Origin of the sequence: Hyella patelloides LEGE 07179, assembly GCF_900659865.1 — a bacterium.
Lineage (GTDB): Bacteria > Cyanobacteriota > Cyanobacteriia > Cyanobacteriales > Xenococcaceae > Hyella > Hyella patelloides.
Genome location: NZ_LR214367.1, coordinates 1 through 12,572, shown reverse-complemented (window position 1 = coordinate 12,572; position 12,572 = coordinate 1). Strand labels below are relative to the sequence as shown.

Sequence of the window (12,572 nt, the reverse complement as noted above, 5' to 3'; positions counted from 1 at the left end):
AATTAAAGGTTCTAAAATAGTCCACTGTTGATTAGAAATATCTGTGGAATAAGGTTTTCTTGGATTCATAACTTCTAGTTTATTTGTACTTAGAAGTTATATTTTAGACTTTTCGTACATCCTCTCAATCTGGCTTCCACTTCTAGCTGCATCTGCTGTTCCTCCAATCTATAATCGCACTAAGAATAGTCCGTCATTCAAGGGACTTTAGATAATCCCTAAACTCTAGTAACTCATTATCAGAAAGATGAATTCGGCTTTTTTTGCCGTAGGTTTCCATTAAGTATTGTCTCCCTTTCTCTTTACTCCAACCAACACGATTCATCTGAATATCTATTGACTCAATTATTTCTGACATTTTGTATTCAATTACCGACGATCTCTCTGGCACCAAAAACAAATTTCCTTGGGTTGAGTTTTCAATTAGAGTCAGCTGCTGCTTTTCCGCCGAGCTTAAATAATTCTCTTTCAGCCAGTTAATTTCTGGTTCACTAGCACTCGTTGTCGCCAGTAATTTAATTAAGTCATTACTTGTACTACAATTTAAGATTCTTTCCTTGACCTTCAAAGCTCTGTTTTCTAGGGTTGTGCTGTCGCTACTATTGTAGGGGTACGTTTTCCAGTTAATTTGGGGGGTGACCACCTGGGTGACAGGGGTGGTGACCACCTGGGTGACAACTGGGGGCTTGTCAAGAGATGGGGAGACAGCCTCAACCCTTTGCTGTGTGGGGATAGTGACAGGGGCGGGTGCTAGCGATGATTTATTTGAAGCATTTTTATTTGACACTTCCTCTCTTGGAGTGCCAGAGAAAGAATTATTTACCACTGTGTTGCGAGGGGGTTCTTCGTTTAATTTAGTTGTTTGGTAATTTTTATCTTTTTCCTCTTTCTCAGTCCCAGATTTATCAGATAAAGAGAAGTTTTTTTCTGTTGACTCAAAGTTTGAATGAAGGTTGTCACTGTTGTCACGGGGTTCATAAACGCCTGGGGAGACCCCAGGCGACGACCCCTCCCCTTCTTTATCTGGTGGGACTTTCAGGTTGTCACCCTGGTTGTCCCCTGAGTTGTCACCACCCCTGTCACCCTGGTTGTCCCCTTGAAGAATTTCCTCATATGTGGGTTCATTATCATAAAGCTCACGCAGTTTTAATCCCTTGATCACCCTAACTGTTTTACCTGCTATTTTCACCCTGGCTTTTTCAGTTGACCATCCCAAAGTCCTATTGGTTAACTCCAATAACTCTGCCGAAAAGTTTTGTGGTGATTTTGCCGAACGTTTGGTCTGTTGACAATACAAGGTATAACTTCCATAGAGAGTAGAACAAGTGGCATCATAATCTTCGGCTATTTTCCATTCATGGGCGTTACTCCCAATTGGTACACAACCCGTACTATCTTGTATTACCCATTCATTCACCCATGCTGCTAAGCCATCACTCCTTATTTGCGATTCCCATACTGTAGCAGACAGTTTGCGATCGCCCACCCCCTTCAATACCGCTTCGATTTCTGCTTCAGGAATACTCAACAGATAAGAAGTAAATGCTCCCAATTCCCCTTCAAAATCTTTCATCAAGTCCCGTTTCTGATGCTTGGGACATTGATAGTCAAAAGGAATCATACTAACTCTACGGGTCAACCAAGAACCCAGATTAGTATGGAAAATGGGGAAGTTAGAGGTTACTACTGTCAGCCCCCCAAAAACGTACTCAAAGCCGTTCTCAAACAGTCTCCGACCAGATAATCTATCTTGACCAGTCAACCGCTTAAAATTACTCATTTTGCGCGGTGCTTTATCCTGGTCTGGCAGTACCACTAACCTTTTCCCAAAAATACGGGCTATTTCGTGTTTGTCCTCTAATTCTGATAAATTCATCGTGGCGGTGTTTGATTCCCCTACCAGAGCCGTTAGCAGAGTGGTAAAAGTAGATTTCCCACTGCCTCCTCCACCAATCAGGTGCAAGAATTTCTGTAGGTCATTCCTCCCTCGTAACACTGCTGCTGCGAAACAAAGTAATAATTCTTTATATTCAGAATTTCCTTTGGTAGCCTCGTTCAACCAATTATCAATTGACTGCCAGCCATTTTCAACTACCGTATAGTCTCTCGGCAACTGCCACGTGAACTTAAAGCCAGGATTATGTTCGTGTAGCTTGTTTGTCGCTAACTCTAACACTCCGTTCTTGAAGGGCAACCAATCTGTAGATGATTTCTCATCCCACTTTCTGATGAATAATTCTCTTTTTAAAGTGCCGATGATATTCTCAACATAAGCATTTGTTCCATATCCAGTGATGTTTCGAGCCTTTAAAATGGCGTGTATTTCGGCTGCTAAGTAATCTTTACTTACAAGAGTCCAAATTCCTTCTGTCTCCAGACTGTAGGTCAACCAGGTTTTTAACTCGTCACAATATACCCAGCGATCGCTATACTGCTCCGCTATCTCTGCTCCAACAAGATCTGGTTTGGGTATTTTGTTTCCCCCTACGGTGGTGAACGCATCCTCTCCGTATTTTTCGTACCAATCATCAAAACAGTAGGCTTGGCTTAATAATTGTTTACGGAATTCTTCTATTCCTTTGTTCTGCACAAAATCGTCAACTCCTTTTCCGTCACTTTCGTCCCATTCAGGTAAATTATAAACTGGCACATTATATTTTTGTATCTGTCGGGCTAGTTTGATTAATGCCTGTTTAACTGGTTTCTTGGTATAAGTATCTGCATCAAAGGCAAAGATAAATCCAAATCCTTCCTTGGCAAACCTTTCTAATTCGGGAACTAGATAACGCTTTCCTTGGGGGTCATCCTTGCTGGATGTTAAACCCATCTCTACTTCTAATAAGGCAAGAGTAGGAAGCTCGTGGGAGCATAGAGCAATTGCCTTAAATCCCCCTTCCGTGATTATTAACAGAGGAATATCGTTGATTTTGTAACATTTTTGTTTTAAAGAGGAAAGATGATTCCAATGATACTTATCTGTGGGATGGGCGGGAAGTAAAGCATCATACTCATCACCTAACGCTGTTCTATATTTGGGGGCTTTTTGTCCTGGTTTATTGCTCCAGGGTTTATGAGGGCGTAATTGTCCTTGCCCGTTCGCTCCTTCAATCAAGATTCCTCCTGACTTGGCTGGGTAGCCCAGATAGTCCGTTGCTTGGGTTTGGTTTTGGGTTTGGCATCCTGCTTTAATCCAAGAGGGGTTTAATCCTCTCCTGGTACAGCACTCTTCATAATCTGATGGAGATAACTGATTTTGGCGAATAGAAGGTGGTGCTAATATACTCATGCTGCACCTCTTCTTACTCTTCGGTTAGCAGGTATTATTTCCACTGTCAGAAACAACACAAAAGTATTAGGTTTTGTCTCTAAATTTGCTTGTTGGTCGATCCTCTCTAACTCTTGTATTTCTCGATTACCCTGTTTTACACTTATAGATAAATCACTCATGTTGGTTTTATATGATGTGGTTTTTTTATTGAGGTGGTTCAAGTTTTCCAGGCTATTAACCGCCTACAGCCTCACCATTATATCCATGTCCTCATGGATATAATGGCAATATTCACATATATTTACTTCAATAACCCAAAGGGACAGAGATATAATACAGATAAATCTTGATGTCTTGATTCGACCCTCAGCATAATAGAACGCTCGATGCCTAATCCAAATCCCTCACCTGAAACACGCTTTAGAAGCGATCGCTCTGAACCCTTGACTAGCAAAGTCACAGTGCGATTAACGGATACTATGTTCCAGGAACTTCAGACTCAAGAAAACTATCGTGAATTTATTCGACAAGCGATCGCTGAAAAACTCCAAAGCAAGTCCGCTTAAGATATCTTGTTTTTGGTGACTTCAACGGTTTGTCGTTCACGAACTATCGCCCTCAAGCTCATAGTTGTTGCGCTGCCTAGTTTTTTGGGAAGAGTTTGAGTTATTGATACACTCATGCTGCACCTCTTCTTCTACGTCTTTGGTTAGCAGGTACTCTTTCCACGGCTAAAAATAAGACTGTACTGTTTAGCTCTTCGAGATGCTTCAAGCTTTCAATGATTGCTCGTTCGATCTCTTCAATCCCTGAGAGAATCAGATAATTATCCTCTTCTGTAACACATACTCTCAATACTTTTAATCCCGCAGGTTCGATATCTTCCCCTGTTACTAAAGCAATGGACAGTACGGGTAAATTATTTCTCACGATCTTCATCCTACTTAAATACTACAAAATGGCTGATTGGCTTCTTGGAAACAAATTTCTGCGATGAGACACGATACGATTTACTCGCCTATCAAAATTTGTCTTAAGCCTCTATGGGCTGCCCACAGCCTATCTAGTTCGGCTATTTCTTCAATTGGAATGTACTGGCAAGAAGTCGCTATCAAACCAGGCTTTAAGACATCTTCAAAGCCAATTGACTTTAGCCAGTCCACCAAGTCTTTAGCTCTCTTCATGCCGTATTTCTTGGCTAGCTTCGTCTTGGATAACCCTTCATAACTGACTCGGCTTCGTCCCTGTTCGTTGATTAAGACTGTCCTTTCTATGACTTCTGTTCTAGTAACTACCGCATTGGGATTGCCTAAAACTATTGCTGGTAATCCTGGATCGACGAGTGCTAAGACTCTCGATTGCGCGAGTAATCTTTCTTGAGCTATTGCTGCACCTTTCTGGGCTTCTGCTACCTGTAGTTGTAGTTTCAGTTTTTCGATTTCAATTGCTTGTGCTGGTATTACTTTCTCGATTAGTTTTTTGGCTTCATCAAAAGCTTTCACTAAATTCCTTTTACATTGACGGGCTTCTGTCGTATTTTTGCTATAGGTCAATATTAAATATGATTGCTGCTCTGTTAACAGCACATATTTCTCAGGGCGACCTCCCCTAGTCCCTTTCGACACTTTTGCGATTTCAAATCGCAAAACCCCCCAATCTTCTTCTATTTCCTCTCGGTATTTTAAGATCAGCTTTTGATAGAAGCTTCTGTGTTGTACTCCTAATTCTTGCGCTAATAGTCTTGAATCGACTACCAGCACACCTTTTTTTTCATTTATTGATAAGGTAGACATACTGTTACTTAATGCAATTATTTTGGTGACAGTGAACTATCAAGCGATCGCCCTCCCGACCAAGAGAACAGCGATCGCTTTTAATTTGAGATTGGCTCGTGAGAAGAATCAGAACTATTTCCGATTTCTTCTAAAACATATTCAAATAAATCAGCAGGCGAAATTACTATATCTACTCCTTTTTCTTTATATAAATAATTAAGAGCGTTACAAAGATGATTTAAAGTATCACCATCTATTCGAGGCATAGTATCTGCTGTTTTCATTCGAGAAACTGAAGTTTCATGAACTCCCAAAACTTGGGCTAGTTCACGATTTGTCATTTTGACACGAGCCATTACTTCTCTCAGCTTCCATCGAAGCATTCGTTTCTCCAAAATCAGCACTTTACTAATGTCCTCTATTTAATGACTCTCTGCCAATAATATAGCATGAAAAACATGATATTTACTACTTGACGCTATATAGCTTCTCGCGCTATACTGAGAATCACAGATGAGGAAACAACCAGCCTCAGACTTGAAACAAAATCCATTGGTTGATTAGACATCCTTTCACTTTTCATTTCACTGCACGCCCGACAACCTTATATCTATCCCTTTTCTCGTTGTTGGTGCGTGAATTATCCAGAGTCAGTCTCCACGAAGCATTTCTTACAAAGCCTTTTTTGGCTAACACCCAAGTACACAAAAAAGGAGAGCAATCTCTTACCTCTGCTCTCCTCACAAACTAAATCTTAGTAATTATGATGACACAAACTACATCAAAAATAACCCAATTACCGACTAATTGCGATAATTGCACCCAATTCCACGATTATCAAGACAATAGGGGTAGAGGTTGGTGTTCGCTTTTTAACAGCGTCTCCTTCAAACACCATTCCTTTACACAAGATTGTCGGCTAAATATCCCCGACGAAGAGGAGCTTCTCCACTCCGAATACGATACAAGAAGCCTAGTTAAGCTTATCGACACACAAAAAGACCATAGTGAATGGTCAACTTTCATCGTCGTCGGTAAAAAGTACAATCCAAATCGTTATCGAAATACTAAGACTTTTCTCCATCAGACTGATTGGTATTATCGACTAGCGGGTATAGAACAACCGCAAATCAGCCAAGTATGGGTCGCAGAGGATGAAATCTGCCACTATAGCCAATCCCACATCATCAATCCAATTGGCGAGTTTTAATTTTTAACAATAGTCCTTGGTAATAAGTAACCAAGGACTATCACATCAATCGATATTCACAAGGCAATACATTATGGCTACATATTTAATTGAGATCAGAATCAAGCCCTTAACCTACAGACCACCAACCTCTATGCCAGAAATTATGGCTTTTAGCGAAGGAGAAGATCGCTTTCATTTGGCAGGAGCAGAACAAATATCTGACCGATTAAATGTTTTACTTCCAGAAATCCATTTGAACAATCCTCAATTAATTAAGTTCAAATTAGAGATTAAAGAAGGAGATGAAATTGATGCCAACTCCTATCAAGATTTTTTGGCTTTAATCAAAAATTGAATAAAAGAAGTTAACAAGAAGGCAGATGGCAGATGGCAGATGGCAGATGGTTTACTTTAGTTGATTAATGGTTGAAACCAATAATCTTTGTACCTCATCAACATCTTTTAAAACTGATTCAATAAAATGTTTTTTTGCTAACTCAACTCGTTGAGAAATAATTAACTGAGTTTCTAATTCTCTAGCTGAACCTAAAGCTATATGTAAAAAATGAAGATATTCAGCTTTGCCTTTTCTACCATAACCTTCTGCAATATTACTTGGAATAGAAACGGAACATCTTCTTACTTGAGATGTCATAGCATACTTTTCTGACTTAGGAAAATACTCAGTTAATTTGTAACAACGCACAGATAAATCTATGGACTTTTGCCATATAAATTGTTCTCTAAAACTCATGATGAAGGAGATAAGTTTGAAGGCAGAAGTATTAATAATTATACAATACTTCTGCCTTCTGCCTTCTGCCGAAAGAGAGCGAAGCGACCTTAAATTCAACCATTAACCAAAATTAGTCGCCTACCCCTCAACATCTCATTAACATTCACTCCATTCTCAAAAAGATGAAAATTAACTCGATTCAACCAAATAAAGATAAATTAGCGGAACTTTCTGAAGGAGACAAAGTTATAGTTATAGACCCCGACGAAAACCTAGCAGAATGCGCCATCTTCACCATTTCAGTAGTTAAGAATCACCGCTTTTGCCTTGCTCCAATCGACCGCCAACATCCCTATGAACCTCTTTGGGTTCACAGCCAAGATATTGCTCCTCTCCATTCCGACCACATTTAACCTTCACAGCTTATAACCATGAATCCAGAAATTAAAATCAAAGTCAATAGTCTGGGAGCTTATCTTGACAAAGAACTCGACGCATCGAAAGAACTAGCTTTGTATTTCTATGAAGCTTATCTGGAGCTATCGGAACACACTGAAATGATGATTGCTCTTAACGACAATCTCCTTCAACGACAGCCTTGATTCTATTGGGGACTTTGACACGCAGTGGTTTTACCACGATGGTAGAATATACCGCACCAGTTTTTTGGTTCTTTCTATTGTTAACAACTCTCTCGCTGTTTGTTCTTCGCACCGTAGAATCAGAAGTGAATCGGTCTTTCCGCGTTCCTTTATTACTGTACGAAAATTATTTAGAATGACTACAATTAGATGACTACAATTAGAGAATCTGTTCTGCTACTTCTACCCGCAGCAACGAGCGCACATTTTCAATTTGGTTGACAATAGTTGCAACCGAAGAACCAGCAAACAGCAAACCTACGGCAACATTATCTAGGCTTGTTACCAAGGAACCAGAATCGCCACCAGCAGATATATTAGTGGTGATAATTTGGTCTCTGAATCTTGCTACCTTACCACCACCAAAGCCGACATCGACCGTTGCATTAACTGCGGTAATCCTGCCAGTAGTATAATTGGTAGTACGTCCAGTTTTTTGCACGAGATTTCCTACCCTCACATTTTGTTTCCGCCGCCAGCCGCGTATGTGACCAATCCAGTAGATTTCGCGGTTGAGATCGTGGAATTCACCTTCGGCGATTGCAGCATCAATCAGATTTTGGTGCTGATTCCGAGGGACTGGGGGATCGAAGGTAATCGGAATAAATCGACTCAGACGAGCAATTCTGTCGGTTGGCTCAACTCCTCGATCAAAAGGTCCTGGTTGCAAGATGGAGTCGCCAAGATTGGCTTCGTTGCTGTTAGCTAAGACATGGTTGTTACTAAGAATGTAGTAGCGTTGAGGAATACCAATTCCATGAGTAGGCGGGTTGTTAGAACCTCCCGACAGAATATCATAAACGCAAGTAGCAATTGTTCCCGCTGTAATCTTAAAGTGTCCGACGCTGTAACCACCTTTAGCTGGACGGATGCGTTTAGCCAGAAGTTGAACACCAACCTCTAGGGGTTCTATGGTTTCGCTGAGACGATAGCCACCAGCCATGCCATTAGTACCTGGAATGAGTTCGGTTTTTAACTGCGGCAATGCCTGTCCAGCAAAAGGATAACCTATTTCCAAAACATCCGTTTGCATTCCTGCCATCATCGGCGGTACTAGATCGGCATCTTTTAACTCTTCTCTCGCCATTTTGTGGCTAACCAGTGCGATTAATGCTGGCTCACCTGTGGGTTCTCCATTTTTCCACTTCACACCTACTCCCATTCCTACCAGATTAGCGCGGGGATGTTCTGGATTCATAAATTCGTCAACAGCATCATTATTAGCTTTCTGTGCTTCTGCTATTGCCTTTTCGGACAGCATCATTTTGCTTTGGTCTAATTTTTTCATGATCAATCTCCTTTAATTTTTATAGAGTTTGTGCGGTTACAGTACCAATTTCTTCTACGTCAGTTTCGTATTCCTCTAGAGATTTTGGTACGATATCCTGCGGTTGCAGTTCAGATTCAGGAAATTTCTGAGTAACAAAGACTTTAATTACTTTTTTTCCTGCTTTCTCTCCGATGCCAACACCCGTGACATTAGGTAGTCCCATTATTTGGTCTTCGTACTTTTGTCTAATAGTCTCAATGTTGATCGCAATCACCTCCTTGAATCTGCCAAAAGAAATTTTTTCTGCTGTAGTTAGATTTGACTAAGTTTCGACTAAAGTGACAATCTTGGTAAGTTAATCAGTTGTCTTTTATTTGTTGTGCAGTAAAGTGGACGACAAGAAGTATGGTAAGAATACTTATGGTTGAGGCAACGCCTCAATATTTCCTGTCACTTTAGTATCTACTTTGAATCCATCTAGTTGGGTAGGTATTTGCTTGCTTAAGTTTGGAGATTCATTTGCTAAATACACCTCTATGCAGGGTTTTCCTTCACATCTACTAATCCCTACACCCACTACACCCTTGACATTCATTAACTCAGATTCATGTTGCTCTTTGACTAGTTCGATGGCTGATTGATTCGCCCATGGCTGTTTTTGCAGCGATAGCATCCATAAAGAAGTCAGGAGTAAGCCCGACAATGCCACAGTGGCTAAGGCAACAATAGTTATTTTGTTTATCTTCATGATTTACTGCTCACCACGGGAATTCCAGAAGAGTCAAATTTCATTCACCCAAAAACTTATGGATTAACTACCAGATAATCTACATAGAGCCGAATAGGAGAACTCCATTCAATATTTACCCAAATGCTAACCTTACCATTGCTAGGAGCAACATTATGCAAAGTGTATTTAGCACCTCCTATAATTTTACCTCCTCCTGCCTTGCCTTCACCAATTGCTACAAAAACTCGAGAGTTATTGGTAATAGCCCCCCAGTTAAGATTCAATGTCCACTGACCGTTTCTATCCCCCCAATCATGTCTGTAAGTAAAACCATTTCCAGCTAATGCTTCTATGGAAACTCCTTCTCCTGCTTTGAATAGCTCGCGAACCTCTTGCTCATTCACCGATTGATCTTCTACTGCTGTAGGACCTTGGGGTAATGAAGTTTTTTCTGATGTCATTGATGTCATTACTTAACTCCCTTTTCTTTGATCTTGTTTTTGTTAAATTTAATTTTCAAAAATCTCTAAGGATTATCTAGCAATAATTATCCTCAAAATAAGTTTTTGAAACAATACGACGATCCGCGTATAGGATTATGGCGAAATTACAACAAAAGACTCTTTAATATCGTTTTGTTTTTGGCTCTTTATGGAGGCTCTTTATGGATTCCAGGGACTTATTGTGGGGAAGGTAGTTAGACAAGTATAATTCTCATGCTCAGGCATATTCAAGGAATTTTGGTGACCGCGATCTCGATATCTTTTATCAATCTGTTAGATTTAATTGACCCCAAAAAATGCTTTGCCCTAATCCGTTTGATAAGATGGGGAGAAACCATAAATTGTCCAAAATGTAGTTCTCATCATGTTATCAAACGAGGTTTTGATGATACTCAACCTGAATTCATCGATCCCAATCCAGCCCATGCTGCCACCATTACCTATGACATAACCGTTAACAATCTCGATGGAAGCTTGTCGGGAGATGAATTTACGGGAGATTTCAGTTTTGATGATGCTACTCTAACTGGTTCTGGTTCGGAATTTTTAAGCGTTTCTGACCTCAGTTTTGACTTTTTAGAGACTATTTATACCGTTCGCGATGATAACTCTTCTCTCGGTGCAAAAGCAGAATTTTTGGATGGTGAATTTCTCGGTTTGAGCTATTCCACCGACATACAATTTTCTTTCGTGCCAGGCTTTTTCTCTCTATCCGATAGCTTTTTCGCCTACGACCTCAGTGCTGGAGACAACGGAACGGGGGATGTTATTTATACCGTTCGCGATAATCCCAATCCTGGAATTATCCCCGAACCAGCTACTATCTTTGGGCTTTTAACCACAGTTATTTTAGGTAGTGGTCTAAAAATTCGCAAAAACAAATGTAGCCGATTGAATTAGCGATCGCTAATAATAAATATTGAATAGATATAAGGGATAAGTTAGTAGATTCTTCCCTCATAATTCAGAGTGCAGTGAGATATTTTATTCAATTGGGAATTTTAAAATTAGAAGCCCATTTATAATTTTAAGTATGGCTAAGAGGATGTACGAAAAGTCTAAAATATAACTTCTAAGTACAAATAAACTAGAAGTTATGAATCCAAGAAAACCTTATTCCACAGATATTTCTAATCAACAGTGGACTATTTTAGAACCTTTAATTCCTGCTCCTAAAGCTGGTGGTCGCTCTCGAACAGTGAATATGAGGGAAATTATTAATTCTATCTTTTATATACTTGCTTCTGGTTGCGCTTGGCGACTTATGCCTCATGATTTACCTCCTTGGTCTACGGTTTATCATTACTTTCGGTCGTGGCGCATCCAAGGAACTTGGCTCAAGATGAATCAAGTTCTGAGAGAACAGATTCGTACTCAAGTTCAAAGGATTAGACGTTTCTAGAACCGCAGAAAATATCATTACTTTCAAGCTGATCTTCAAAAACGAAAATGCAGCAGGAGAACCCCTCAATATTGACGACGTATCGCTCCAATACAAAATCACCACAGGTCAAGAACAAATAATTACACAAACAGCAAACGGAACAATCGAACAACCTGAATTCAGCGTCAATCCAGCAGATTTTATCATTCCAACAGCAAGTATTCCTCCCGACTCGTTACCATTATCTGTCGAAGACAGCCTTGCTACTTTGGATTCTAGCCTAGACCCATCAATCAATTTAGACAACTCAGTTACAAGAGAAATAATTGCCAATGACTTTGATAATTTAATCAAGATGAGGCGAGGACAAAATACAGCTTATGGTAATGGAGGCAACGATACAATCAAAGGCTCTAGCGAAGACGAAACTATGTTTGGTGGAGAAGGAAAGGATACTCTTTATGGAGACAATGGAGACGATAAGCTAGATGGAGGACAAGGAAGCGATCGCCTTGTCGGAATGTCTGGCAATGATTCTTTAACAGGAGGGGAAGGAAACGACACTTTATTGGGCTATTCAGGAAGCGATAGACTCGATGGCGGTTTGGGCTCTGACGAACTATTTGGCGGAAGCGGTGCTGATGCTTTTGTAATTAGCAATGAGTTTGGAGTAGATATAATTCAAGATTTTGATATTAGTGAAGGAGACTTCTTGGAATTTGGTAGTAGTAGTGGAAGCGATTATTATGCAGTAAGAGAGGAAAATCAGAGAGATTATTCGCTCCACCATAATTCAGGCGACATCGTAGCGATAGTCAAAAATGTTTCTGCCTTCGATCTAGAAGGACAAGGATTCGATAGGGTAGTCATCTGATTTTAGATTGATAGTTAGAATTTGATGTCATTTTTTACGATGAATTAGCTATATTGCTGCTTACCGTATCTTAGAGGATGTACGAAAAGTCTAAAAAGCTACGCCAACCGTCTAACCATAATCCTAACGGGACTTAAACAATTTTGATAGTCAAAATGAGATAAAATGCTTTTGTCGGTTGACTTTAGCATTATTATTA

General features: G+C 40.0%; 18 protein-coding genes and 1 pseudogene. 9 read left to right on the top strand and 10 right to left on the bottom strand.

Annotation, left to right across the window (positions count from 1 at the left end; all coding sequences use genetic code 11):
- Positions 1-193: 193 nt before the first annotated feature.
- Positions 194-3,286 carry a DUF3854 domain-containing protein gene (locus tag H1P_RS34265; protein WP_144876095.1) on the bottom strand — a complete coding sequence of 1,031 codons (3,093 nt, stop codon included), beginning with the start codon at positions 3,284-3,286 and terminating at the stop codon, positions 194-196.
- Complete coding sequence (locus H1P_RS37095; protein WP_186376323.1) at positions 3,283-3,447, bottom strand: hypothetical protein; 165 nt, start codon at positions 3,445-3,447, stop codon at positions 3,283-3,285. Before H1P_RS37095 ends, H1P_RS34265 begins: the two co-directional genes overlap by 4 nt.
- A 207-nt stretch (positions 3,448-3,654) precedes the next feature.
- On the opposite strand from H1P_RS37095, the gene H1P_RS34260 reads away from it, so the two are divergent.
- On the top strand, positions 3,655-3,834 hold the full coding sequence (locus H1P_RS34260) for a hypothetical protein (RefSeq protein ID WP_144876093.1): 180 nt from the start codon (positions 3,655-3,657) through the stop codon (positions 3,832-3,834).
- 112 nt (positions 3,835-3,946) lie between these two features.
- On the opposite strand, the gene H1P_RS34255 is transcribed toward H1P_RS34260, so the two are convergent.
- The 3 genes from H1P_RS34255 to H1P_RS34240 form a co-directional block, all read right to left on the bottom strand.
- Positions 3,947-4,198 (bottom strand): hypothetical protein, encoded by a 252-nt coding sequence (locus H1P_RS34255; protein ID WP_144876091.1) that lies wholly within the window; start codon positions 4,196-4,198, stop codon positions 3,947-3,949.
- A gap of 80 nt (positions 4,199-4,278) precedes the next feature.
- Positions 4,279-5,061: a Rha family transcriptional regulator gene (locus H1P_RS37970; protein ID WP_222427397.1), complete on the bottom strand. Its 783-nt coding sequence runs from the start codon at positions 5,059-5,061 to the stop codon at positions 4,279-4,281.
- Between the two features lie 80 nt (positions 5,062-5,141).
- Positions 5,142-5,426, bottom strand: coding sequence for a helix-turn-helix domain-containing protein (locus tag H1P_RS34240; RefSeq protein WP_144876089.1), 285 nt, complete (start codon positions 5,424-5,426; stop codon positions 5,142-5,144).
- Between the two features lie 380 nt (positions 5,427-5,806).
- Between H1P_RS34240 and H1P_RS34235 the strand changes: the two genes are divergently transcribed.
- Together H1P_RS34235 and H1P_RS34230 are read left to right on the top strand one after the other, a co-directional pair.
- Positions 5,807-6,253 (top strand): hypothetical protein, encoded by a 447-nt coding sequence (locus tag H1P_RS34235; RefSeq protein WP_144876087.1) that lies wholly within the window; start codon positions 5,807-5,809, stop codon positions 6,251-6,253.
- Between the two features lie 73 nt (positions 6,254-6,326).
- The gene (locus H1P_RS34230; RefSeq protein WP_144876085.1) at positions 6,327-6,590 is read left to right on the top strand and encodes a hypothetical protein; all 264 of its coding nucleotides are present in this window, start codon (positions 6,327-6,329) and stop codon (positions 6,588-6,590) included.
- Positions 6,591-6,641: 51 nt separating this feature from the next.
- Here H1P_RS34230 and H1P_RS34225 read toward each other — a convergent pair whose 3' ends face one another.
- Positions 6,642-6,989, bottom strand: a complete 348-nt coding sequence (locus tag H1P_RS34225; RefSeq protein WP_144876083.1) for a four helix bundle protein — start codon at positions 6,987-6,989, stop codon at positions 6,642-6,644.
- 164 nt (positions 6,990-7,153) lie between these two features.
- Here H1P_RS34225 and H1P_RS34220 point away from each other — a divergent pair, with 164 nt between their 5' ends.
- From H1P_RS34220 to H1P_RS39720, 3 genes and pseudogenes are all read left to right on the top strand, one after another.
- A complete protein-coding gene (locus H1P_RS34220; protein WP_144876081.1) occupies positions 7,154-7,384 on the top strand; it encodes a hypothetical protein in 231 nt (76 codons plus the stop codon).
- A gap of 18 nt (positions 7,385-7,402) precedes the next feature.
- On the top strand, positions 7,403-7,573 hold the full coding sequence (locus tag H1P_RS37090; protein WP_186376322.1) for a hypothetical protein: 171 nt from the start codon (positions 7,403-7,405) through the stop codon (positions 7,571-7,573).
- Positions 7,567-7,725 (top strand): annotated as a pseudogene (locus H1P_RS39720) (amino acid permease); the annotation flags it as partial. The gene H1P_RS37090 and the pseudogene H1P_RS39720, both read left to right, overlap by 7 nt.
- A gap of 47 nt (positions 7,726-7,772) precedes the next feature.
- Here H1P_RS39720 and H1P_RS34210 read toward each other — a convergent pair.
- The 4 genes from H1P_RS34210 to H1P_RS34195 all read right to left on the bottom strand — a co-directional run bounded on the left by H1P_RS34210 (position 7,773) and on the right by H1P_RS34195 (position 10,082).
- A complete protein-coding gene (locus tag H1P_RS34210) occupies positions 7,773-8,900 on the bottom strand; it encodes a chymotrypsin family serine protease (protein ID WP_144876079.1) in 1,128 nt (375 codons plus the stop codon).
- Positions 8,901-8,919: 19 nt separating this feature from the next.
- Positions 8,920-9,156 (bottom strand): hypothetical protein, encoded by a 237-nt coding sequence (locus H1P_RS34205; protein ID WP_222427396.1) that lies wholly within the window; start codon positions 9,154-9,156, stop codon positions 8,920-8,922.
- A gap of 144 nt (positions 9,157-9,300) precedes the next feature.
- On the bottom strand, positions 9,301-9,630 hold the full coding sequence (locus H1P_RS34200) for a hypothetical protein (RefSeq protein ID WP_144876066.1): 330 nt from the start codon (positions 9,628-9,630) through the stop codon (positions 9,301-9,303).
- 56 nt (positions 9,631-9,686) lie between these two features.
- A complete protein-coding gene (locus H1P_RS34195; protein ID WP_222427395.1) occupies positions 9,687-10,082 on the bottom strand; it encodes a hypothetical protein in 396 nt (131 codons plus the stop codon).
- A 246-nt stretch (positions 10,083-10,328) separates the two neighbouring features.
- Here H1P_RS34195 and H1P_RS34190 point away from each other — a divergent pair, with 246 nt between their 5' ends.
- The 3 genes from H1P_RS34190 (at position 10,329) to H1P_RS34180 (ending at position 12,373) form a co-directional block, all read left to right on the top strand.
- Entirely contained in the window at positions 10,329-11,015 is a 687-nt protein-coding gene (locus tag H1P_RS34190; RefSeq protein WP_144876064.1) for a PEP-CTERM sorting domain-containing protein, read from the top strand.
- Between the two features lie 196 nt (positions 11,016-11,211).
- Positions 11,212-11,517: a transposase gene (locus H1P_RS34185; RefSeq protein WP_144876062.1), complete on the top strand. Its 306-nt coding sequence runs from the start codon at positions 11,212-11,214 to the stop codon at positions 11,515-11,517.
- 250 nt (positions 11,518-11,767) lie between these two features.
- Positions 11,768-12,373 carry a calcium-binding protein gene (locus H1P_RS34180; protein WP_144876060.1) on the top strand — a complete coding sequence of 202 codons (606 nt, stop codon included), beginning with the start codon at positions 11,768-11,770 and terminating at the stop codon, positions 12,371-12,373.
- Positions 12,374-12,572: the final 199 nt, after the last annotated feature.

Bases quoted from the DNA above. Each gene is read 5' to 3' on its own strand.
- H1P_RS34240 (WP_144876089.1), bottom strand. From the start codon at position 5,426: ATGCTTCGATGGAAGCTGAGAGAAGTAATGGCTCGTGTCAAAATGACA.
- H1P_RS34190 (WP_144876064.1), top strand. From the start codon at position 10,329: ATGCTCAGGCATATTCAAGGAATTTTGGTGACCGCGATCTCGATATCT.
- H1P_RS34195 (WP_222427395.1), bottom strand. From the start codon at position 10,082: ATGACATCAATGACATCAGAAAAAACTTCATTACCCCAAGGTCCTACA.
- H1P_RS34210 (WP_144876079.1), bottom strand. From the start codon at position 8,900: ATGAAAAAATTAGACCAAAGCAAAATGATGCTGTCCGAAAAGGCAATA.
- H1P_RS34185 (WP_144876062.1), top strand. From the start codon at position 11,212: ATGAATCCAAGAAAACCTTATTCCACAGATATTTCTAATCAACAGTGG.
- H1P_RS34220 (WP_144876081.1), top strand. From the start codon at position 7,154: ATGAAAATTAACTCGATTCAACCAAATAAAGATAAATTAGCGGAACTT.
- H1P_RS37095 (WP_186376323.1), bottom strand. From the start codon at position 3,447: ATGAGTGATTTATCTATAAGTGTAAAACAGGGTAATCGAGAAATACAA.
- H1P_RS34230 (WP_144876085.1), top strand. From the start codon at position 6,327: ATGGCTACATATTTAATTGAGATCAGAATCAAGCCCTTAACCTACAGA.
- H1P_RS34260 (WP_144876093.1), top strand. From the start codon at position 3,655: ATGCCTAATCCAAATCCCTCACCTGAAACACGCTTTAGAAGCGATCGC.
- H1P_RS34225 (WP_144876083.1), bottom strand. From the start codon at position 6,989: ATGAGTTTTAGAGAACAATTTATATGGCAAAAGTCCATAGATTTATCT.
- H1P_RS34235 (WP_144876087.1), top strand. From the start codon at position 5,807: ATGATGACACAAACTACATCAAAAATAACCCAATTACCGACTAATTGC.
- H1P_RS34265 (WP_144876095.1), bottom strand. From the start codon at position 3,286: ATGAGTATATTAGCACCACCTTCTATTCGCCAAAATCAGTTATCTCCA.
- H1P_RS37090 (WP_186376322.1), top strand. From the start codon at position 7,403: ATGAATCCAGAAATTAAAATCAAAGTCAATAGTCTGGGAGCTTATCTT.
- H1P_RS37970 (WP_222427397.1), bottom strand. From the start codon at position 5,061: ATGTCTACCTTATCAATAAATGAAAAAAAAGGTGTGCTGGTAGTCGAT.
- H1P_RS34200 (WP_144876066.1), bottom strand. From the start codon at position 9,630: ATGAAGATAAACAAAATAACTATTGTTGCCTTAGCCACTGTGGCATTG.